Origin of the sequence: Vibrio kasasachensis, from assembly GCF_050337565.1 — a bacterium.
Classification (GTDB): domain Bacteria; phylum Pseudomonadota; class Gammaproteobacteria; order Enterobacterales; family Vibrionaceae; genus Vibrio; species Vibrio kasasachensis.
In genome coordinates this window covers 93984-116014 of record NZ_JAKJTB010000017.1, presented here as the reverse complement: position 1 = coordinate 116014, position 22031 = coordinate 93984, and the positions used below count along the sequence as shown (strand labels likewise).

General features: G+C 40.9%; 20 protein-coding genes and 1 pseudogene. 9 read left to right on the top strand and 12 right to left on the bottom strand.

Annotated elements, in window-relative coordinates; all coding sequences use genetic code 11:
* Positions 1–51: 51 nt before the first annotated feature.
* The 3 genes from L4C38_RS14775 to L4C38_RS14765 all read left to right on the top strand — a co-directional run bounded on the left by L4C38_RS14775 (position 52) and on the right by L4C38_RS14765 (position 1269).
* Positions 52–348 (top strand): YciI family protein, encoded by a 297-nt coding sequence (locus tag L4C38_RS14775; RefSeq protein ID WP_428798326.1) that lies wholly within the window; start codon positions 52–54, stop codon positions 346–348.
* Between the two features lie 2 nt (positions 349–350).
* Positions 351–740, top strand: a complete 390-nt coding sequence (locus L4C38_RS14770) for a GspS/AspS pilotin family protein (protein ID WP_428798325.1) — start codon at positions 351–353, stop codon at positions 738–740.
* 307 nt (positions 741–1047) lie between these two features.
* Positions 1048–1269: a hypothetical protein gene (locus L4C38_RS14765; protein WP_428798324.1), complete on the top strand. Its 222-nt coding sequence runs from the start codon at positions 1048–1050 to the stop codon at positions 1267–1269.
* Positions 1270–1323: 54 nt separating this feature from the next.
* Here L4C38_RS14765 and L4C38_RS14760 read toward each other — a convergent pair whose 3' ends face one another.
* Positions 1324–1581, bottom strand: coding sequence for a DUF1289 domain-containing protein (locus tag L4C38_RS14760; RefSeq protein ID WP_428798323.1), 258 nt, complete (start codon positions 1579–1581; stop codon positions 1324–1326).
* Positions 1582–1733: 152 nt separating this feature from the next.
* Here L4C38_RS14760 and L4C38_RS14755 point away from each other — a divergent pair, with 152 nt between their 5' ends.
* The 5 genes from L4C38_RS14755 (at position 1734) to L4C38_RS14735 (ending at position 6504) form a co-directional block, all read left to right on the top strand.
* A complete protein-coding gene (locus L4C38_RS14755) occupies positions 1734–2180 on the top strand; it encodes an META domain-containing protein (RefSeq protein WP_428798322.1) in 447 nt (148 codons plus the stop codon).
* Between the two features lie 191 nt (positions 2181–2371).
* A complete protein-coding gene (locus L4C38_RS14750; protein WP_428798321.1) occupies positions 2372–3514 on the top strand; it encodes an ABC transporter substrate-binding protein in 1143 nt (380 codons plus the stop codon).
* A 16-nt stretch (positions 3515–3530) separates the two neighbouring features.
* Positions 3531–5231 (top strand): ABC transporter permease, encoded by a 1701-nt coding sequence (locus L4C38_RS14745; RefSeq protein ID WP_428798320.1) that lies wholly within the window; start codon positions 3531–3533, stop codon positions 5229–5231.
* Positions 5197–5874, top strand: a complete 678-nt coding sequence (locus L4C38_RS14740; protein WP_428798319.1) for an ATP-binding cassette domain-containing protein — start codon at positions 5197–5199, stop codon at positions 5872–5874. Before L4C38_RS14745 ends, L4C38_RS14740 begins: the two co-directional genes overlap by 35 nt.
* Positions 5875–5898: 24 nt before the next feature.
* Positions 5899–6504: a CDP-alcohol phosphatidyltransferase family protein gene (locus tag L4C38_RS14735; protein ID WP_428798318.1), complete on the top strand. Its 606-nt coding sequence runs from the start codon at positions 5899–5901 to the stop codon at positions 6502–6504.
* Between the two features lie 339 nt (positions 6505–6843).
* Here the strand turns inward: L4C38_RS14735 and L4C38_RS14730 are convergent, their stop codons facing one another.
* Positions 6844–7473, bottom strand: coding sequence for a LysE family translocator (locus L4C38_RS14730; protein WP_428798317.1), 630 nt, complete (start codon positions 7471–7473; stop codon positions 6844–6846).
* 442 nt (positions 7474–7915) lie between these two features.
* On the bottom strand, positions 7916–8521 hold the full coding sequence (locus L4C38_RS14725; RefSeq protein ID WP_428798316.1) for a hypothetical protein: 606 nt from the start codon (positions 8519–8521) through the stop codon (positions 7916–7918).
* Between the two features lie 102 nt (positions 8522–8623).
* On the opposite strand from L4C38_RS14725, the pseudogene L4C38_RS14720 reads away from it, so the two are divergent.
* Positions 8624–8776 (top strand): annotated as a pseudogene (locus tag L4C38_RS14720) (IS110 family transposase); the annotation flags it as partial.
* 42 nt (positions 8777–8818) lie between these two features.
* On the opposite strand, the gene L4C38_RS14715 reads toward L4C38_RS14720, so the two are convergent.
* The 9 genes from L4C38_RS14715 to L4C38_RS14675 form a co-directional block, all read right to left on the bottom strand.
* Complete coding sequence (locus L4C38_RS14715; protein WP_428798315.1) at positions 8819–9286, bottom strand: 2TM domain-containing protein; 468 nt, start codon at positions 9284–9286, stop codon at positions 8819–8821.
* A gap of 189 nt (positions 9287–9475) precedes the next feature.
* Complete coding sequence (locus L4C38_RS14710) at positions 9476–10030, bottom strand: GNAT family N-acetyltransferase (RefSeq protein WP_428798314.1); 555 nt, start codon at positions 10028–10030, stop codon at positions 9476–9478.
* A 357-nt stretch (positions 10031–10387) separates the two neighbouring features.
* Positions 10388–11032, bottom strand: a complete 645-nt coding sequence (locus tag L4C38_RS14705) for a LysE family translocator (RefSeq protein WP_428798313.1) — start codon at positions 11030–11032, stop codon at positions 10388–10390.
* Between the two features lie 578 nt (positions 11033–11610).
* Positions 11611–12315, bottom strand: coding sequence for a hypothetical protein (locus L4C38_RS14700; RefSeq protein ID WP_428798312.1), 705 nt, complete (start codon positions 12313–12315; stop codon positions 11611–11613).
* Between the two features lie 539 nt (positions 12316–12854).
* On the bottom strand, positions 12855–13799 hold the full coding sequence (locus tag L4C38_RS14695; protein WP_428798311.1) for a class I SAM-dependent methyltransferase: 945 nt from the start codon (positions 13797–13799) through the stop codon (positions 12855–12857).
* 8 nt (positions 13800–13807) lie between these two features.
* Positions 13808–14503 carry a TIGR01621 family pseudouridine synthase gene (locus tag L4C38_RS14690; RefSeq protein ID WP_428798310.1) on the bottom strand — a complete coding sequence of 232 codons (696 nt, stop codon included), beginning with the start codon at positions 14501–14503 and terminating at the stop codon, positions 13808–13810.
* Between the two features lie 148 nt (positions 14504–14651).
* Complete coding sequence (locus L4C38_RS14685; RefSeq protein ID WP_428798309.1) at positions 14652–15839, bottom strand: EAL domain-containing response regulator; 1188 nt, start codon at positions 15837–15839, stop codon at positions 14652–14654.
* A 119-nt stretch (positions 15840–15958) separates the two neighbouring features.
* A complete protein-coding gene (locus L4C38_RS14680; protein WP_428798308.1) occupies positions 15959–17284 on the bottom strand; it encodes a response regulator in 1326 nt (441 codons plus the stop codon).
* Positions 17285–17291: 7 nt separating this feature from the next.
* Positions 17292–21743 carry an ATP-binding protein gene (locus tag L4C38_RS14675; protein WP_428798307.1) on the bottom strand — a complete coding sequence of 1484 codons (4452 nt, stop codon included), beginning with the start codon at positions 21741–21743 and terminating at the stop codon, positions 17292–17294.
* Positions 21744–22031: the final 288 nt, after the last annotated feature.

Sequence of the window (22031 nt, the reverse complement as noted above, 5' to 3'; positions counted from 1 at the left end):
TTAGAGTTAGTTAAAACGAACAAGAAACGACCTAATCAAAAGGAAACCCGCATGTGGTATGTTATTTTCTCACAAGACGTTGAAAATTCACTTGAGAAACGCTTAGGTGTTCGCTCTGAGCACTTAGCAAGATTGCAAAAACTTCAAGATGAAGGTCGCCTTCTTACTGCAGGACCAATGCCCGCCATCGACTCAGAGAACCCTGCAGATGCAGGCTTTACTGGCTCAACAGTCATTGCACAATTTGATTCATTGCAAGATGCTCAACTATGGGCTGATGCTGACCCGTACATTGCGGCTGGCGTTTACCAGTCTGTTATCGTTAAGCCATTTAAGAAAGTTTTTTAATCATGAGATTACGTGTCTTTATCAGCCTAATCACATTGATGACAATCGCAGGCTGCGCCAGCAACTCAGACCAAAAGCAACTTGAGTTACTCGCCAATAATCGTGCAAGCGTACTTGCCGCCGAGCTACCACTTGAAGCGGGTCCATTGTCTATCATGCGAGCCAATGCAAAAGGCAGTACGATAGAAATAATGATGATCTATAACCAAGATCAGTTGGGAGCCAAACCAGCCAATAACGTACTCAGTAATGGAATTAGCTACTACTGCTCAAACAGAGACACCAAAGCAAACCTAGAAGCCGGTTTAAGCTATCGTTTGAAAATGCGCAACACCCGTGGGCAACTAATTCTTGATGAGTTTGTCACCAAGGATACTTGTACAACTCAGTAACCCACCACAGCAACTCTTCGGACCTTGGCAATAACGCCAAGGTCACACCATTCCTTAGTACCGTTTTTCCCCATACGCGACACTTCATGCCTTACTGTCAATCGATGACAATAATATGAATTTTTTCTTTCAGTGTAACCAGACACAAATGACTATTAACCAGCTGAAATATTTATATTTCAGCAAAAAGCCATGCTCTCAAGCAGCAATAATTTATCAAAAATGAAGAAAAAATGTCCCGATCTTGATTGACGCTGAATCTCTCCAGTTCTAAGTTTTTAGAGGCTGCTCAACAAAGGACAACGCTATGAAACGTGCAAGCAATTTTTATCGTCTTCAATTAATTAAAGAAGTTGCGACTAGACAAGATCGGCTGCATAGCGATGACCCTTTCACCACTCATATACAGAAACTGCTTGATGATGAACCAGAAATAGATAGAAACGTCGGAGCCAATCAGCGCTTCTCAGGCTGCCATTTTGATGATAATGCAGGCGGATGGGTCAGTGACAAATGGGGTATGAAGTGACTTACTGAGAGTCCCGTTCTATTTAGTGAGCAATTTTTATTAATGTCACCAAACTTATTCTTCAAATAGTGTTTGTTGTGGGCTGTTGCTTTCTGGTTGGGTGGAACTCTCCACAGTAGAGATGACCTGCATTTTACGACGATAGCGCTGACGGCACAGTTTCAACACATACAACTGTTCTGCTGGCGTCATCGACAACCAATTGAAACGCTCGGTTCGCTTGCGCATACATCCCATGCAGTACCCTTTCTCATCCGCATTACAAACCCCCACACATGGGCTAGCAACAGCAAAAATTTCAAGTTGCTCCATACTGCCTCCATAAGTCCGTGAATTTGTAAACTAAACGAGAAACCATGACTAAATACTGACACAATTACCGACTTGTTGCCTATAATAAGAGGCGATGAAAGTTCATCGTGGTGTACATAGATACACCTTATTGTTTTTTGGAGTTTAATACTATGAAGTTTAGTTTAAAAACATTACTTGCTGCGCTCTCTCTTCCGGTTCTATTGGCAGCTTGCGCAACCAATGGTGACGATGTGAAAACTATTACTCAAACTGATCTACAACACCACAACTGGTCACTTACCGAAATCGACGGTAAAGTAATCCAAGTTGAGGAAGGTCAACAAGCACCAAACTTAGAAGTGGGCGAAAAAATGACAGCAAACGGCAACGCTGGTTGTAATACATTTTTCGGTCAAGCTGAGCTTAAAGACAATCAATTCCGCATCGAAAAAATGGGCATGACCATGAAAATGTGCATGGGTGAGTCTATGAACGTTGAAAGCGCTTTCTCTAAAACGCTTTCAGATTGGAGCGACATGACGCTCACTAAAGACAGCTTAACTCTAACCAGTGAAGCACATACTTTAGTATTCAAACTAAGCGATTGGAAAAGCTAATTCCCAATTCTAAAAATAGAGAGCAGCCAATCGCTGCTCTTTTTTATATCACAGCACATTTTCAGAACAACTAAGTAACAATAGACACAAATATCTAAAAAGTTTCAATTTTTTTAGGTCATAATGAATGAAAATATTGCTAACCTCGGTCTAGCAATTCATTAAGCACTCCAATTTCTATAGGAAGCATTATGACAAGGCTGTTTACCCTACTCTCAACCCTGTTAGTCACCTTCACAGCTGTTGCTGCAGATGGTTGGCAAACTGTTGTTGACCAATCAAAAGGTCAAACCGTTTATTTCCATGCTTGGGGCGGAAGCCAAGAGATAAATAATTATCTTCGCTGGGTTTCCAATGAAGTTAAACAAAAATATGACATTACTTTAAAGCAGGTCAAAGTCACCGATATAGCTGAAACCACTTCACGTCTAATCGCAGAAAAAGCCGCAGGAAAAAACAGTGCGGGAAGCGTTGACATGGTTTGGATAAATGGTGAAAACTTCAAGTCAATGAAAAATAATGATCTGCTGTATGGACCGTTCGTCGAGAAGTTGCCTAGCTGGCAATACGTGAACAAATCACTACCTGTCGATAGTGATTTTTCAGAGCCAACACTTGGGCTTGAAGCACCATGGGGCGTTGGGCAGTTAGTGTTTATACATGACTCTGCAAGCCTTAATAATCCACCACAATCCTTTGCCGAGCTATTGAGCTACGCCAACGCATTCCCGAATCGGATTAGCTACCCTCGCCCACCAGAATTTCATGGCACAAGTTTTCTTAAGGCACTACTCATTGAACTCACTAACAATGACCCTTCATTAAGCTTACCAGTCAATGAAGCTGACTTTAGCTCAATCACAGCATCACTATGGCAATACTTAGATAGCTTACATCGAGTGGCTTGGCGTCAAGGCAAACAGTTTCCAGCCAGCTCGTCTGAAATGACACAACTGCTGGATGATGGTCAACTCGATCTCGCGATTACATTCAACCCCAATGCAGTTTTTTCTGCACAAACCAGCGGTAAATTAGCACCAAGCACGACAGCCTATGCAATGGAAGCTGGTGCACTGTCTAACATTCATTTCTTAGCGATTCCTTGGAATGCAAACGCAAATCAAGGAGCACAAGTCGTGATTAACTTCCTCCTGAGCCCAGAAGCACAATCGCGCAAAGGTGATCTCAATATCTGGGGTGATCCGTCAGTGCTAGACAACCAATATTTACAAGGTTCAGCGAAAAAAACCACGTTATTTAAATCCATTGCTGAGCCTCATCCAAGCTGGCAAGTTGCTCTAGAAAAAGAGTGGCTACAACGATACGGTAACTAACCGTACAGATTATTTCATGCTTAGATTTAGTTACTTTATTTTAATCCTAATTTGCAGTGTACCTATGATCCCCGGTTTGGCGGGGGTCATAGTTTCTTCGCTGGGATTTATTCCGCCTTTAGCCATGACAGAGCTAACACTGGCTGGTTATATTCAACTGACGCAATGGAACGGATTAATACAATCAATAGGTTCCAGCCTACTAAGCGCGACATTAAGCACAGCTCTATCTGCTCTATTTTGCTTTGCTATATTACAACGCCTTTGGCTAAGCAAATACTGGCACAAGGTTGAGACGGTTCTTGCGCCTCTTCTCGCACTGCCTCACGTTGCTTTCGCGATTGGTTTTGCCTTTTTATTTGCACCTACTGGCTTCATTGCCCGACTAGCTTTTCAATTACTTGGCTGGCAAAGTGACGCTAGTAACAGCGCACTATTAGTTAATGACCCATATGCACTTGGGCTTACCCTAGCGTTAGCGTTTAAGGAATTACCGTTCTTGCTTTTAATGAGCATATCGGTATTGCATCAACTCAAACTGGAACAAACTTTTAAGGTTGCTAGTATGCTGGGTTATGCGCCACATCAAATGTGGTGCAAAGTTATCTTCCCTCAGTGGTTCACTAAAATGCGCTTTGCTCTGTTTGCAGTGATCACCTACGGTGTCTCCGTAGTCGATATCGCATTAATTTTAGGACCTTCCAACCCACCCACTTTTGCAGTATTGGTTTGGCAATGGTTTAGCGACCCTGATTTATCCCTACTCCCCCGAGCGTCTGCGGGCGCGGTGATGCTATTTGTTTTAGCCAGCTTACTGATGGGTATAGTGGTTATAGTCGAAAAAATGACCATAAAATGGTGTCAGCAATGGCAATACTCTGGGCGCTCCGGCTTTTCACTACCCGGCATGAGTATTCTTTCAACGTCCGTCGCTCTGGCTACCGTCGTTTTGCCTCTACTCGCGATTTGGAGCTTTGCTCAACGCTGGCGTTTCCCCGACCTAGCTCCTAGCCAACTCAGCTTACGTTTTTGGCAATTTGAATGGATCAACATCATACCTACGTTACTCAATAGTATTTTGTTGGCCACAGTAGTTGCTACTTTGGCGTTAATCCTAGCTTTGATAGCGCATGAATATAAACTTAAGCATGCTTGGCATTTGCCCGACTACCTCATCGCAATGCCAATGCTGATCCCACAGCTTTCAATGCTGTTTGGTATCCAAGTGGTTGCTTTGTATGTCGCGAGTGACAGTTTTTCTCTTTGGGTAGCGTGGGCGCATGTCTTTTTTGCATTTCCTTTTGTTTACTTAGCGCTAGATGGACCATGGAAAAGCTATGACCATAACTTCACCAAAGCAGGTTTGAGCCTTGGAAAATCTCCTGTTCAGGTTTTGATTTTAATAAAATTGAGAATGCTATTGCCTGCTCTGCTTTACGCATGGGCGGTAGGCGCCAGTGTTAGTTTAGCTCAGTACTTACCAACTTTAATGCTTGGAGGTGGGCGCATAACAACAATAACCACTGAAGCAGTAGCCCTTTCAAGTGGTTTCGATCGCCGCGTGACGGCGATTTATGCACTATGGCAGGCACTGCTACCACTATTCTTTTTCTCCACCGCATTATTCATTAGTCGTTTAACCACTCGACGTTCTTCATCTGTAGTTAAGGTACGAACTTTACATGACTCTTACTCTAAACGACCTCACCGCTTATAAACACGGTGAAGTCCCAATATTTGAACATCTGAATATCGACATCGCTCCTGGAGAAATCGTCGCTATTATGGGTCCTAGCGGTTGTGGTAAATCAACCTTACTAAACCTTATTGCAGGTCACTTAGCCCATGATTTCCATTTTAGCGGCAAAATCTCACTCAACGATATTGCGATAGAAAATGCGGAACCGCACCAGCGTAAAGTTGGCATTTTATTTCAAGATGATCTGCTTTTTCCGCATCTAAATATTTGGCAAAATCTCGCCTTTGCTTTGCCAAATTCAGTACCAAAAACAGATCGCAAACGCCAAGCCATAGAGTGCTTAGAACACGTACAACTTTCCGTACTGGCTGATTCATTTCCGGAACAGATATCAGGCGGACAACGAGCGAGAGTCAGCTTACTACGCATGTTGTTAGCACAGCCTCAAGCTGCACTGCTAGACGAACCCTTTAGTAAGTTGGATAAAGCGTTAAGAGGACAATTTAGAGATTGGGTTTTCGAACAGCTGATACAGGCCAACGTACCAACGCTACTTGTTACTCATGACATTGACGATGTTCCACAAGGCGCAAAAGTGTTCCATTGGCCATGGGATACCACTAACGAGCAGAACAAATCAACTAAAGTCACACACGATTAGAAAAGACAAGATTAGAGAAAAACCATGCTAGATAAATTCAGTATAAAGATAATTCGTTCACCGTTAGCTAAAGCCGCCGCCATGATGAGCGTTCGTGGCGTAACAGCGAATCAAACAACCTTAGCTGGTTTTGTTATTGGCTGTATGGCATTACCCGCTTTGGCTACTGAGCAATATGAGCTCGCACTTCTATTCATCACCATCAACCGAATTTGTGACGGCTTAGACGGTGCCATCGCACGAATTCGTGGCATCACCGATGCTGGTGGCTTTCTTGATATTAGCTTAGATTTCCTATTCTATTCTTTGATTCCATTTGGTTTCGTTCTCGCCAACCCTGAACAAAACGCCGTCGCGGGTGCATTTCTTATTTTTTCCTTCATTGGAACAGGCTCTAGCTTTCTTGCCTTTGCCGTTATGGCGGGTAAACGAGGCATTGAAAACCCCGTGTATAAGAACAAATCACTTTACTACATGAGCGGCTTAACCGAAGGGACAGAAACCATCGCGTGCTTTGTTCTCTTCTGTTTATTTCCACAGCACTTTGCGCTCATTGCATATATTTACGGCGCAGCCTGTTGGTTTACGACTTCAACAAGGATATGGGCAGGATACAAAACGCTTAGTTGAAAAATAACCTCAAGGGCAAGAGTGTATACCCAAGTCATCTCAAGATGCTTAGTTCAGCGAGAGTTGTTTTCCTTGAACTGGAACCAGTGACAAGGCTCTGAATCCTGCATCTTGAAGTCACTTGGGTATATGTAGGCAATAGAAAAGCTTTTCTACCAATTATACGATCGATAAGCAGTGACTCAATATAGTGAAGGAACTCTGCTGCTGATGCCGTTATCTTATCAAACGCCGCCGAACACCATCGCACAATTTACTATGAAAGAGATGGCTTCGGGATTGTTATACATTAGGATTTAATGTTGGCTGCACAATGCTCAATCCTTCTTTGTATGCGTCTTATCTGCTACTAAAAGCGAGGGCGATACCTGAACTAATAAAAATCCCACCTATAGTACGCTGAAAATACTTACTAACTACGGATTTAGATAGCAGGGATACAAGTTTCTGTCCGCCTATAGCGTAAATCATGAAACAGACAAAAGCTACAACAGAGCAAACCGAAGTAAGTATTACTGACTGGATTAAGAAAGCACCTTCTGGATTAATAAACTGTGGAAAAACAGCAGTAAAAAATACGATTGCTTTTGGATTCGAGGCTGTGACTAGAGCAGACTCTACGAACATCTTAATCAAAGATGTATCCTGCTCCTTGCTCTCACAACCCTCAGACTTTGGAGATGACTTGGATGATATGAACAAACAAACGCCCATATAGAGTAAGTATGCAGCTCCTCCCCACTTAATAATCTGAAAAGCTGTTTCGGAAGCAACTAAGACAGCTCCTAGCCCAATAACTGAAATTAGGGATTGTATGAAAGTGACGGTTACATTCCCGAACGCAGAAGCAAGTGTCTTCCTCGCACCATGATACATACCATGGGTTAACGCCAACAGCATGCTTGGACCAGGAATGATAGACACGACAAATACGGTTGCCATGAATATCAGCACTAAATCAAAAGACATACTATTACCTTCTTACAATGTGATTAATGTTACACGCTTCGGCGCATAATGAGCACAATAAGTTGCACTACGATAAACTTACCAAGCAAACTAAACTCCCTACTAAACGGCGGAGTAAAGGCGCAACTTAATCGTTTTAATGAACCAAGCGGCAGAGTGAAATACCTCAACATCCATGCTTTCAGTAGCGCCTTTATGTTAATGGTGATGACATAAATTCAACCAAACAACAACGCTACGATGCCATTTATCTACAGTACATTACCAACTTAGCCCTGCAAGGAAAACGACCGGTCACCATTGATACCTATTCTCGTGCGGTTCGTCGTATTAACGATGATTTTGACCGTTCACCTGATACATGACCGACTGAAGATTTAAAGCAGTTTTTATGGAGTACAGTTAGACTGGGTAGGTGGGGAGTCCAATTATCTTGTTATATTTAAGTTTGTCTTAACCCTAATTTTTCGATCCACTCTAACCACCCTTTTGACATAACTATCGCCTCAATAGAAAAGTGGTCACCGTCCCATTTTGATAATGTTACAGTATCTCCGAAATTACTCTCGACAAAGTCCTGAACTTTAACAAATGGAGTAAACTGATCATAAGATGCATGAATCACATGAAGAGGAACTTCTAGATTTGTCGGTGGTAACTGCGGTAATTCTGAATTGATAACTGTGGCTGTTCGAATATCGGCATATTTCAGCAGGTATTCATATATACCTTCACCACCTCGGCTGTAACCAATGAGATCAATTTTAGCATCAGAAAAACAAGAACTTACTTCATTCAAGTATAACTCTAGAGAATCTGGTAACCAAGACGAGCCATCCATACAACACGCAATTATAAAAGGATGCCTTAATGAAATTTCGCCATCTCTAAGTAATGTTGCAAACCCTGGATACTTATATTGACCATCAAAGCCTTGACCAAACTCACCAGCGCCATGAAGGTAAACATATACCCTTTCGGTATTTTTATACTCGCCATACAAAATTGACTTTATTCCATTTACGTCTGATATCTGTCTAGATTTCAAACTCGTACTCCTTGATTACCTTAGTACTATAACGAATGGCATGGATTCTCCCTATCGAGGATCTGCCACACTTATATCGTGATTATCAGAGCCAGAGGCACAATATCTAATTACTCTTTCTACTGCGGAATAGATCTAGCCAAAAATCACTTGAGTCTTCATGCCATTTACTCAAAAGGTAAAATCTTGATTCATAAATCTGTTTTACGCGCTAAATCGCTAACCACCATAGTAAACATGCCACCAATGCGTATTTCCCATTGGCAATGAGAAGGCTCATGTCTATTGTGTGCGTACTTAAAGTTTTCTTCCTAGACGTTTTTCAATTTGACGCTTTTCCCATTTGGCACCAAAAAAGTCAAAAACTTCAAAGGCATTTAAACCATGGTTTATGATGCCAATTCCCCAGCCCATCGCTGGCCACCACGCCCAAATATAGCTCGGGTCTGTGATAAGGTTTATCGCAAACAATAAAACTATTACCATCACATATGTCATTACATGGGAATAAAAGCCTTTAATCGCTCTCACTTGATCAATTACTACTTGTTCTTCGTCGGTAATTTTCACTTCGTTTGTCATTTCTGGCTCCTGCTGAAGTTCTGACACGCTAGTTTCAAAAACAGCAGCAAGAGATTTTAATGACTCAAGACTCGGCTTTTGACCTCGTTCAATTCGTTGAATTGTGCGAATGTTTAGGTCGCTTAACTCTGCTAGTTGCTCCTGAGACCAACCATTCTTCAGCCTGAGTTTTCTAATTATCATTACAATAATCCTTTCTGCTGTATCGACTTAGAAGTTACCAATAGTATACAGAAAAGATAACGGCACAAATGCGGCAATCTTGCGACAGATCTTATATTTCAGTAGCTTACGAAAGGAAACAACGCCGTGTTAAGTAATGAGAAACGCTACCACCCTACCTAAACCCTTGTGACATAAACATTGCCAGCGTTATGAAAACGGTGTTACGTGAACCCGTTGAGGAACCTTCACTCCAGGCTCTATTGGAAAATACATGTGAGACTCTTCAACAACGCTTCCATCCCCAACTAAATTATCAACTTTACCTAAGTATAGAAAACCAAGCTTTTGATATAATGAAAAAGCCCTATTATTATTCAATACCGTTGTAAGTTCTATCGCTCTGCAATTATTGCATCTAGCATCTTCAATTAGAATTTCAATCAGTTGCTTGCCTAGTCCTTGTCCTTGATATTTCTGTATAATTCCAATGCCTAACACTGGAAACTCAGACGAATACCACCAAAGGAAAAAATATGCCGTAACTGACCCTTCTCTATCTAAAACTATATACACACAGTCTTTATCAGCAATTGAACGCGACACCACTTTATTCATTGTTTCATCATCAGAAGCATGTGGCGTAAAAAAGCCATGGGCATAGTTTGCCATCTCTTGTTGAAACCTTTTAATTTTGCATTGGTCTCCATCTTTAAGTCGACGATAAGTTAATTTTTCACTACTGCTCAATACTAGTTCATTCATAAATCTACCAATTCGAGAAATGAAGCATATATACCCGTCACACTTGAAGTTGCAGCGGTGTTGGCTGTGTTCGTGCGCCCCAATTACATAGTTCACCTATGCTCAGGGCACTTTCTTACTTGCCGCCTACCTGCATCTTCAAGTTTCTTGGGTATAGACTTAATGCCTTGTTAAGGAATGAGACACGCAATACGATGGTTCCGTATGACACCTTAACCACTAAACCTAAAATATAGTAAAAATGCCACGCCCACCGCTCACGAGCGCACAATTTACTATAAAGAGAAGGCTTCGGGCTTGTTCAACACTAGGGATTTAACATTGGCAGCGCAAAGCTTAGTCTTTATTAATTTTGTGCTAATTAGTTGCAGATACGGCAACTTTGATGCCAAAACCAATAAGAACCGCACCCATCACTCTTTCAATTGACTTCTGAGCCCGCAAAAATCCCGTTTTGATGCTTTCTTTATTCAAAAAAACTGCAACTAACGTAAACCACACTAAGCATGAAATCGACACTATCGCACCGTAAGTGATTTGGATACCTAATGGCGTTGCGGGACTAACCAACTGAGTAAATAAACTAACAAAAAATAGAGTGGCTTTTGGGTTTAATACATTATTTAGAAAGCCTATTTGAAACGATTGAAAATCACTTATCGATTTACTAGATTTAGAACCTGTGACTTCTGTAAGATCACTATTACTCCTAATACAACTTACACCTAAGTAAATCAGATAAGCAGCACCAAGATACTTAACAATAGAAAACAACAGAATGGATTTAGAAAGAAGTATTCCAATGCCAGCTAACGTGTAAAAAATATGTACCCACACCGCAGATGCAACACCGATAGCTGTCAGCACACCAGATCGCTTCGAATACGTTAAGCTATTTCTAGCAACAATCACGAAATCAGGCCCAGGAGTAACAATAGTTAGGATGGTAATAGATATAACAGCCAAGAGTTCAGCCAAATATTGTGTAAGTATCAGTTCCATTGATAAATTTCTCATTCATTGATCGTGAATGGATAATTATGCAGCAAATCTCAGCCAAACGCAGCAATCATATGCACATAATGTCGAAATCTTACCAATTCGTTATAATTGTCAATATAAACAATTAGTTACACTGAAGTTTATGCCTTTAATTTATATCGTAAAATACATAAAAACCATTGGAAGGTACGATGCGCGATATTCAAATTCTACAGCAAACCATTCAAAATCAATGCCCGACAATTTCACCACAAAAAACGACAGTGGCACAAAGCCAACCACGCTATTTATTCAATGCATTCACGCTGGCTAAATTATGGCGCGTAAGAATAAGGAGAATGGCAGTAATTTTCAGGGGAGACTAACCAACACAGAGACGAACTGTTAAAGTAAAACATTAATAAAGTACATATTATACAGCCTTTCTCACGCCTCTACTCCCCTTGAAAAAAAGCTCTAAGCGAAACGCCCACCGCTCACTAGCGCACAATTTACTATAAAGAGAAGGCTTCGGGCTTGTTCAACACTCGGGATTTAACGTTGGCTGCGCAACGCTTAATCCCTTGTTAAGGCACTTTTTATAGACTTGTGACTTTAATATTTCGCTTACTTTTTTTTGTCTCACGCCAAACTTCCACTCTAAATTGATCTGTTACAGGAGCTGGACGCTTAGGCTGAGGGTTTCTGGGCTTTTTAGGCTTAGGATCTTCAGTTGTAAGTTCTTCGCCATCCGAATCCACTAAATGCAATTCCATTTGTTTAGGAATTACTGAAACTTGTTCTAGTGATTTCTTTAGATCAGACATGAACTCAGGGGCTTCCTCAACCTCGGCACCGAATATGGCTTCGGTTTCCTGCATTGCTATTTCAACGGTCATTTCACCTCGTTGAACTTTGACAAAGAGGCTTTCTAATCGTGCTAGAGATTCCCCACGATTTCGTATTTTAGGTTTAGCTAAACTTAGGTCGAAGGGTGAGCTAGCTCTTTCTCCGAAATACTCACCAACAGCCCTAACTTGATTATGTATCGTCTGAAGACCAGAAACAAATGAACCGTATTGACCAATACCAATATAGAGAACCCCAATCGCAGCAAATATTTTACCCTTTGCTTTAATTGAACCCTCTTCCACTTCGAGCACAAGTGAGAAATCACTCAATTGTAAATACTCTCCGATATAAGCCTCCCACTCATCGAAAAGCTGGGTCGAGTAAATTTCAAATTCTTCACGAGGTAAAATAGGCACTCCAAGATAGAAGTCAACCGTACCTATATTTGCCATTATTACTCCTTTCACCAGACTCTAAGTGCCCTAACATCTTATTAGCGGGCAACTTACCCGAATAGTCCGCTCGTATGTATACGCTTATACCACATACTTATTTAGTTTCAGCAGGTTAATCCAAGCTCCCGTGACAAGAAGTGCAAAAATCGGGCATCTCGCCTTTATAGTAATTCGATTTTAACTAGATGGCTCTCCTATGCATATATACCCAATAAACTTGAAGATGCAGGTAGGCGGCAAGTAAGAAAATCCCCTGAGCATAGGTGAACTATGTGATTGGGGCACTCGAACACAGCCAACACCGCTGCAACTTCAATTATGACGGGTATACACAGTCGAATATTTATACACTCTGCATGAGAGTGAGCGTCAAATTAACGAGTTAGGAAAGTTGTATAAATAAAACTGATTGCGTGTTGGAAATGGTAAACAAGAGGAATTAAAACCGCCCTAGCAATAGCCGTGGCGGCAGATGATCTACTTGTTGATAATTTACCTTTAAAATCACAGCGTGTGATAGAAAAGGTCTATCGTGATCACTTTTGCGATTTTTTGAAAACTAAACACTTCAAGGACGCTTGTTCATCAATATCGGCAAACTCTTCAGGGTTAGCTAATCGCTCTACAAAAGTCAGCTCTGGGGCTGCTTCTGCCATTCCATCAATAAGGAAATTACAATCCACCGCAGGCGAGTTTACACAGGCTAATACCGTTCCTTGCTCTGTCAATAAATCCGGCAGGCGGCGTAAAATTTTTGCATAATCTTTCGTTAGGGCAAAACTGCCTTTTTGGAATGAAGGCGGATCAATAATGATCAAGTCGTAAGGACCTGACTTCTTAATCTTGCCCCAAGATTTAAAAATATCATGCCCCATAAATCGAATTTGATTGAGGTTATGTTCATTCAATTTATGGTTCTCTCGCCCTTTATTAAGTGACGATCTAGCCATATCAACGTTAACGACTTGGTCGGCTCCACCAGCTATCGCAGCAACAGAGAATCCACAGGTATAAGCGAACAGGTTCAACACATTTGCATGCTTGGCATTATCTCGTGTCCACTCTCGACCTAAGCGCATATCAAGGAATAACCCAAAATTCTGGTTGCGTCCAATATCAAGTTGGTACTTAAGCCCCAACTCCTCAACTACAGGTCTCGTGTTTAGTTCACCTAAGATGACTTCAGATGGCGCACCATCCGCGTAACGATGTTGCAGTAGGATCACGTGTCCTTGGCGCTCTTTCCACACATCAGAAGTGGATAGGGTTAATAAACCAGCTTTGAGTTGTTCTAAGAACTCGTCATCAACAGATTTAAATAGATTGACGATCAACTGACCTTGCAGCCAGTCACATGTCAATTGATCTAAATCTTGCCAACAGCGACCACGCCCATGGAAAAGACGACGAACTTCATTCGGCACGCTGTGCAACTGTTGCTCAACATGCTTGAGAAAAACGGGAATTTGATTGGATTGCATAACTAAAACTACTTCTTAATTGTCGGCCATGCTAGCTGCCAAGGTTGCAACCAAGCTTGAATACCTTGTTGAATTTCATCTTCTTGCCATTTTTCACCAAGGGAATCACCCTCTCTTGGATCACAAACAAACTGATACGGTTCATTTTGATAGGAAAATCGCAACGCAAAAGCATGCAAATAACCGCGATCAGCGTGATTACCTGCGTTGTAAATTGGGTCACCAACGATTGCTGAACCAATCGATTTTAACGCAACTCGAATTTGATGGGTTTTACCCGTATGTGGTTTACACAGGAAAAATCGTTCTCCTGGTTTTGCACTCGCCGAGAAAAACTGGGTAACGGCTGGATTGTCCTGAGAACTATTCAGTTTCCATGCTGAGCGACGAGTACGTTCCATATCGCCACTTACCAAACCTTGTTTTTTCTTGGGTTTCTTGGCACCAATCGCTACATAATATTTTTCTACCGCTCTATCGGCGAACGCTTTGGAGAGTTCGCTAGCAGCTTGCGCGTTTCTTGCTAATAACAAAATACCTGAAGTCATCTTATCTAAGCGGTGTACTAAATAGAGTTGCTTATCGCCACTCGCGTTAGCCACTTCGGCAAGCAGCATGGTTTCGCCCGTATCTTTATGAACGGAAACGCCCGGATGCTTATTGATGATTAGGAAATCATTGTGGGTGTATAAGATATCAAACATGAAAACGGCTCCAGTTAGGAGCCGAGAGTATATACTTAAATGGTCAGTGCCTAAATACTTGCTTGCATCACAAGGCGGGGAGCTTGCAATGAAATCTTGATATCAAGCCTCGTTTTGATTCAATTTCCGCTTATACCTACGATTGATGTCAATCAGCAACCAATTTTTCAGTAATCATTCTTACTCGCCAGCTGGCATGCCATTCGGCAAGTTGATCCGCTGGCATTGGTCGCGCAATAAAATACCCCTGCCCGAATCCACCACATAGCTGGCGAAGTTTATCCCATTCGGCTTTAGATTCTATACCTTCAGAGACTATTTGCATGTTCAGTTTTTCAGCAAGGAAAATGCTTGTTTCAACGATCGACAAAGCCGTACCACTCTGGAGCATATTTTTTATAAAACTTTGGTCAATTTTAATTTTATCAAAAGGCATATCATCCAGAAGCTTAAAGGATGAATAACCTGTACCAAAATCATCGACTGAAAAAGAAAAGCCAACTAAACATAGACGAACAGCAGAAGACAATGTGTAACCCAAATGTTCAATAACGTCATTTTCAGTCAGCTCGAAGCGTATTCTTTTTGATAAACTCGGGTTCGTTCGCGCTAATTCGATAACACTCTCAACAAACTCTTCATTCATCAAGTCTTGAGCTGAAATATTCACACTGATAAGCGTACCGCAAAGCTTAGGAAACTCTTTGATGACGTTATCCAACATCAATTTTGAAAGTTCACTTGTAAGACCAAGTTGCGTAATTCGGTCTAAAAACCATATCGGCGATAGCAATCCATATTGTGGGTGCTGCCAACGAACCAACGCTTCGCAATCACTCCATTGCCCCGTAGGGAGTTGCACAATAGGCTGATAATATGCAATCAACTCTTTGCGTTCAAAGGACTTAATAATATCTTCATCACTAATAGTTGGTTCAGTAAAATAAGTATTACTCTTAGGTTTATCCAATTGAAGTAATACCGATGCTAATTTGCTATGAGTCATTGGCTTACTAATGCTACCTCGCAAATTCATATTATAGGCTTCGCACATTCGCGCGGCAGCCTTCAGCACCATCTTCCCGACAGCGCTAGAAATAACAACTTCACCATCATAACCACTTTCAGCAAGCAGCCTTAACAAGGTTACTCCGTCGATCATTGGCATATTAAGATCGCAGATAACCATATCTGGACGTTCATTTTCCAGATGTATTAATGCATCACTGGCACTACCTACGGACGCGACACTAACGTTCTCAAATTTCTCAAGTAATGTAAGCAATACCATACGCTGAAATGGATGATCTTCTATAACCAATATTTTTTTAGGCATTCTATTAGTCCACTATCATAATCTCTTATTGATACAGTCATTCTTGTACAGCTTGACCCAAAAATAGTCACATTCGATAACAACCGAATATTTAGATCATTAACCTTCAGATACTGACGTTAATTATTTTCAATCCTACTCACTTTCAAAACAAGCGAATTTACAGAGTTATCAATATGATCCAATATCACTTGCTTAACCGTTCTCAATAGCGGAGAAACCTCCTTCTCAATATCGAGTTTTAATATTCTACTTAAGAATCGAGTCCAATCTGATTTATTGTGCTTTTGGCTAAGATAATATTTAACTAAATGGACTTCAAATGACGAATTCAGATCCAAGTTTTCTATCATTTGATAGTCGAGAGGCTTTTCATCATTGCTCATTAGTGAATCGAGTAATTTAACATACTCATATTCAGCCTTACCGACAGAGCGACCTTTCATTAATGTCTGCCATACGTCTTTCGCCTCTTCATGCGAAACATTATCTTTTATTTTCAGAATCGCCCAAGCTATGCACAGTTTATTGTCCGCCGAATCCCAAACCGAACCTTTAGACCACTTCAACCATGTATCCAATGCTTTTTTCAAACGAGATTTATCAACTAACCCATTAATTAGTAGCAATATATATGCATATGCATATAATAACTGGTACGGTGATTTTTCATACAACTGCTCAAGTAGATCTGCCGCTTTGTCATATTCTTTATTTAATAATAAACACCTAGCTTCTATGTCTAGTTGCCCAAATGCGGCAAGAGAATTATTATTTGTACTATGTAGATATTTGCCTGCATCCTCTATTTCGCCTTGAGCCAAAGAGACTTCGGAATACAGTTTTACGGCAGTAGTCGACTGGTTGCTCTTCAAATAACCCTCTAATAGCTTTTTCGCCACATTAGGCTGTCCAAGCGACCAAATATGAGCACATAGTTTGGTAATCGTAAGGTCATAGGATTTTTTTGTTTTCACTAACTTTAGCGACTGTAAAGCGTGTGGTAACCCTTTATGTTGATAGATTTCTATTGTTTGGTTAATCGATGATTTTTCTTCAATACAAGCATAAAGTGTTTTTTTAAGAACTTCAGGTTTTAACGGCTTAACTAATATTCCACTAAGATCAAAACCAAGAAACCCATGAATAACAGGAGAAGAGTTATTCGCTGTAACAACTAATATAATTGAATCATTCGTAATTAACTGCGTTCTATACAGTTTTTCAAGTAGCTGTAATCCAGTGCTCCCCTCCCCTAAATTAAAGTCTACGATAAATAAATCAAACTTGCTTTTCATGCACTCTAGGTAAGCTCTAGAAGCACTACTAGCCATTACAATATTACTAGGTTTAAGACCAATATTCATAAATATTGCTCTTGTCGATTGACGAATAATTTCACTATCATCAATGATTAATAAGTTCATATCTTCTAAAGATTTCATCGTAACCTCAATATCCAATTCTTATATTTATTTCTTGTCTAAGAAGATGTGAAAGTTCATCCAACCGCTCGGTACATTCTCGGTAGTGTTCGACAATGCCTTGTTGAGCAAGCCGTTCCAGTTCAGTTGCTACAATCTCTATTTGATTTGACCCTAATGTACTGGCTGCACCTTTAATTCGATGGGCGATATTTTGTACATCATCATGATGATGGCTATCCTTTGCTGAAATTAGACTGTCGACATCATTTCGATAACTTTCATAGAACTGTCGAATCATGTCATGAGCAATGTCTTTATCGCCAAAGATCTCTAGAACAACCTCAAGGTCAATAAGATTATCGTTCTCTTCGTTTTTCAAATGACGATTAGTCACCGGCTCCGAGTCGACAATCTCTTCTTGGTCAACAAACCCCAAATCAAAATCAAAGCTTTCTATAGCTATGTCAGTGTCACTAGCGCCACAAGTTTTTACTGAGGGGTTAATTGGAGGTAACCATTTTTCCAGTGTGTCTCGAAGCCTCTCTTTTTTCACCGGTTTAGTTAAAAACTCCGTCATGCCTAACTCTAAACACCTTTCCGCCTCACCATGAATAGCGTTGGCTGTTAAAGCAATAATCGGTATTGGACTTTTGTTCTGTTCACATTCCTGTGCTCGAATCACTTTAGTCAACTCATAACCGTCCATTTCAGGCATATGGCAATCGGTAAGCAACAAACCGTACTGTCTTTTTTGCAGCTCTTCATACGCCTGAACACCATCATCAACAATATCAGCAACATAACCAAGTTGATGCAACATCGTTTTGATCACTTGGCGGTTAATTGGGTGATCTTCCGCAACCAAAACGAGGCGATTATCATTCAGCGCTTCATCCCTAGTTTGCGTAACAATTTCTGGTTGAACTGGGGACTCTATCTCCTGCTCAATGCTTGATACCTTATTGGTTAAACAATGGTATAGCTGATCAGGCATGAGAGGGCTGGCTGATAGTTTCCAGCAGTCGTCATATGGTTCTGGTGAAAATAAGGGGGCATTCTGAACTAGAAGCGTATTAACTTCCGGAAGTTCGCGGCTCAACCACTCTTTACTTAATCCAAGCTGCTGATAAGCACTATCTGATATGACTATCTGTCGAATCTTAATTTCAGACGCTGCACATCCAAGCGCAACCTTATTGTCAAAATCACTATCTACAATCGTTGTTTTTGAACTGCTCAAATATCTTTTCAAGTCTGATTTCTGATAGAAATCACCAACGACTAGCACTGGTTCATCTGTTAATTCAACGGGTTTATGCGGTTCTTGAACCTCAACTGGAATGAGTATTCGGAAACAAGAACCTTGGTTCAATTTGCTGGTGACAGTAATTTTTCCACCCATTTGCTCAACCAATTGCTTGCTAATCGACAAGCCTAAACCGGTACCACCAAACTTTCTCTGTGTACTTTCATCAGCCTGGACGAAGGGTTCAAATAAGTTGCGCTGACACTGCTCATCCATGCCAATACCGGTATCACTGATGGTAAAGCAGACTGTCTGCAAACGGTTCTCAACATGGAAACTATCAACCGCTAAGCGAACTTTACCTTTCTCAGTAAACTTAATCGCGTTATTAGCAAAGTTATTAATTATCTGGCTAAGCCTTACCTCGTCGACAATAACGACGTCGCAGACATCTTGCGCCAACCAAAATTCAAAGGTTAACCCCTTTGAATAGGCATGGCTTGATTGGGTCTGCGCCATACGTAGTAGCATTGAATGCATGCTCGCAGCGACAGGGGCAATTTCTAGTTTTCCTGCTTCGATTTTAGAAAAATCAAGAATGTCATTGACGATGTGTAATAAGTTATTCGCGGATTTGGTCAGACTTGAATGAAGCTTGATCGCCTCAGACGGAAGTGAGTATTCCGTAAATAATTCAAGAAGACTAATAATGCCACCAATGGGGGTTCGTATTTCATGACTCATATTCGCTAGAAATCGGGACTTAGCTTCCGTTGCCGCTATGGCACTGGATTTAGCCGATTCAAGTTCTTTTTGCTGAGCTTTTAACTCAGTAATATCAGTCAGTACTGTATTCCAAATAAATCTCTCATTGCGTTGCGTAATCTTGCTCTGCAGTTGAATCCATTTATCAAGCGAATGAATATGAAACTCATGGGACATTGTTCCTTGTTCAGCAGAACAACGAGTTTTGATAAGGAAGTCTTCTAACTGATTCTCATCCATTAAATCGAAAAAGATATGGTGGTCATTTACCATATCTTTAGGCGTCACGCCAACCAGGTCGAATATACCAGCACTAACAAAGCTAAATTCGAGTGCATCTCTATCATTCTTAGATTGAAAATGCTGAATTACCGCACCGTTAACATTATCAGCCAAATACTGAATGCCTTGCTCAGCTTCTCTTGCTCTGATCTCCGCATCTCTTAGCTCTGTAATATCATGAAGAATAGTCACGGTACCCGTTGCAGTATCAGCCACATCTAAGATGTAGGGACACTTCCAGTAGGCAAAGTGCTTATCCTGCTCTGAAAATACAATCCGTTTTTCTTTACCTTCAATACTCTCTCCACACAACACAGACTGATCTTCTACCGAATCGTAGATGATAGAACCCAGCTCACTTGCTTTCAGAGAAAGTTCATCGATTTGCTCGACTGCACTATTTTCTTCTTTTGTTAGTTTATGTACGGTGCGATTGACGGCGACTACTTTACCATCTCTATCTTTAACGATGATTGGAAATGGAATTGCATCTAAAAGGGAACGCTCAAATTTAACTTTTTGCTGAAGTGCAGTTTCAACCTCTCTCCTCTGCTCAACTTCCCGCTGTAATTTTCGGTTGGAATAAAAGATCAAACCAATGACCAGCGACGACATTCCCAATATTAGAGAGATCCAAACAACCACTTGCTTTGTTTGCACACCCGTTTGATACGAGGTTCGCATCCAACGTTTTTCAATCGTCACCAATTTACTAGGAGGAATGACTGCGATTGCCTTATTGATAATATTGAGTAAGGTTTGGTTACCTTTGTTAACCGCGAACGCAACAGGGATAAACGAGCGATCACTAAGGCTATTGATAACTTTTAATTGCCCAAGATATTGCCCCTGCATATATGGTTGAGCGAGTAATAGTGAGCTCATACCTGCATCTATTGAGCCTTCCATAATCGCTTCAATCAGCTTCTTCTGTGAATCAAACTTGATCACAGTGCAGCTTGAACACAGCTCCTTGTACATACTCAAGCCATAAGTTTCTGCCACAACGCCAACCGTGTCGTCACTATCTAAGCTAAACCCAGACAAAACCGTGTCATATTCACTTGATCGACCTAATACAACCCAAGGCTCACGCATAAATCCCTGAGTAATAAGCATTTGGTCTAAGCGTTGGTCTGTAGGAGATATTGCAGCCATCATAGGGAAATCCCCTTCAAGAAACGCTTGATAGGTCTGCTTATGTAAAGGGTAGCTAATGTGCTCGAATTGAATACCAGTTAATTTGCTTACCTCACTTAATACGTCAGCAGCAATACCCTGATATGTCCCATTGATCACCTCTTCAATCGGTGACCAATCCCTAGCAACACCAATATCAACGACAGGATGATTGTCTATCCATATCTGCTCTTCTGAAGAAAGCGTCAACGACGTCGCTTTTCTGATGAACTCTTGCTGTTTCTCATCAAGCCAGCGATGAATGATGCGCGTATATTCAGGCATTTCATTGACAACTTTAATCGCAGCATTCAAATCTTCTAACAACAGTTTTTCTGACTTTGGTACACCTAGATAGAGAGTATCTACCGGAAGCTCGTCAAGTATGAACATGTCAACTTGATCTCGGTATGGGCTATTTTTATAGTGCTCATATAACATAACCCCATCACCAATCTGAGCGTCTGCTAATCCGAGGGCGACCGTGCGGATCGCTTCTAGGTTACTAGGTACAGATAAAGATCTAGCACTTGGAAGAATATTTTTTAGGAAGCTTTCATCAGCAAAACCTTCAATTGTTGCGACAGTCTTATTTTTAAGTTCTTCATAACTACCAATATGCTGAGCGCTAACTGCTCCGCGTCTGATCGCTAAAATTGGCTCAGAAAAAGTCATGATTGACTCTCTCTCTAGTGTCGCAGTCACACCAATCATCACATCTAAATCACCTTTGATGTATGCCGCCATGACATCGCTAAAGGTTTCATAGCTTTTAATTTTTACATCGTAACCAGCTTGATTTGCATACTTTGTAAATAGTGCAGGGAGTAAACCATCGATGTGACCCTTTTCATTTTTGATCGCCAAAGGCTCGATGTATTTGTAAGGAAAACCTACGATTAATTGCTTGTTATTCTGAGGGGATGAGTGGGAGTTCTCCGCTAGTGAAACTGCAGGAGAAACTAACAAAAATGCAACTAAAAGATACAGTGTAAACTTTGCCATCTTCTCTCTTAATACTCTATGTTTATGAACTGACCATCACTATCTAACTGAGTTGACTTCCATGTAGGTTTGAATGATATCAGCTCACTCAAAGCACATAAAGTGCATTGCTCTTTATGTGCTTAATTAATTTGTTACTTCGTGACTTAGAAGCAGAGCAAGGGGGGTATTTCAAAGGCTATTTCTACGTCTAATTAACACTGGGCTATTGAAAAGAAGTAAATGGCAAACGGAAGGAAATTTGATCAAATTCAAAGATAGAGAGTTACTCTTTCATTCCAGTACTCA

Coding starts and splice junctions, on each gene's coding strand:
- L4C38_RS14775 (WP_428798326.1), top strand. CDS start 52: ATGTGGTATGTTATTTTCTCACAAGACGTTGAAAATTCACTTGAGAAA.
- L4C38_RS14770 (WP_428798325.1), top strand. CDS start 351: ATGAGATTACGTGTCTTTATCAGCCTAATCACATTGATGACAATCGCA.
- L4C38_RS14765 (WP_428798324.1), top strand. CDS start 1,048: ATGAAACGTGCAAGCAATTTTTATCGTCTTCAATTAATTAAAGAAGTT.
- L4C38_RS14760 (WP_428798323.1), bottom strand. CDS start 1,581: ATGGAGCAACTTGAAATTTTTGCTGTTGCTAGCCCATGTGTGGGGGTT.
- L4C38_RS14755 (WP_428798322.1), top strand. CDS start 1,734: ATGAAGTTTAGTTTAAAAACATTACTTGCTGCGCTCTCTCTTCCGGTT.
- L4C38_RS14750 (WP_428798321.1), top strand. CDS start 2,372: ATGACAAGGCTGTTTACCCTACTCTCAACCCTGTTAGTCACCTTCACA.
- L4C38_RS14745 (WP_428798320.1), top strand. CDS start 3,531: ATGCTTAGATTTAGTTACTTTATTTTAATCCTAATTTGCAGTGTACCT.
- L4C38_RS14740 (WP_428798319.1), top strand. CDS start 5,197: ATGACTCTTACTCTAAACGACCTCACCGCTTATAAACACGGTGAAGTC.
- L4C38_RS14735 (WP_428798318.1), top strand. CDS start 5,899: ATGCTAGATAAATTCAGTATAAAGATAATTCGTTCACCGTTAGCTAAA.
- L4C38_RS14730 (WP_428798317.1), bottom strand. CDS start 7,473: ATGTCTTTTGATTTAGTGCTGATATTCATGGCAACCGTATTTGTCGTG.
- L4C38_RS14715 (WP_428798315.1), bottom strand. CDS start 9,286: ATGATAATTAGAAAACTCAGGCTGAAGAATGGTTGGTCTCAGGAGCAA.
- L4C38_RS14710 (WP_428798314.1), bottom strand. CDS start 10,030: ATGAATGAACTAGTATTGAGCAGTAGTGAAAAATTAACTTATCGTCGA.
- L4C38_RS14705 (WP_428798313.1), bottom strand. CDS start 11,032: ATGGAACTGATACTTACACAATATTTGGCTGAACTCTTGGCTGTTATA.
- L4C38_RS14700 (WP_428798312.1), bottom strand. CDS start 12,315: ATGGCAAATATAGGTACGGTTGACTTCTATCTTGGAGTGCCTATTTTA.
- L4C38_RS14695 (WP_428798311.1), bottom strand. CDS start 13,799: ATGCAATCCAATCAAATTCCCGTTTTTCTCAAGCATGTTGAGCAACAG.
- L4C38_RS14690 (WP_428798310.1), bottom strand. CDS start 14,503: ATGTTTGATATCTTATACACCCACAATGATTTCCTAATCATCAATAAG.
- L4C38_RS14685 (WP_428798309.1), bottom strand. CDS start 15,839: ATGCCTAAAAAAATATTGGTTATAGAAGATCATCCATTTCAGCGTATG.
- L4C38_RS14680 (WP_428798308.1), bottom strand. CDS start 17,284: ATGAAATCTTTAGAAGATATGAACTTATTAATCATTGATGATAGTGAA.
- L4C38_RS14675 (WP_428798307.1), bottom strand. CDS start 21,743: ATGGCAAAGTTTACACTGTATCTTTTAGTTGCATTTTTGTTAGTTTCT.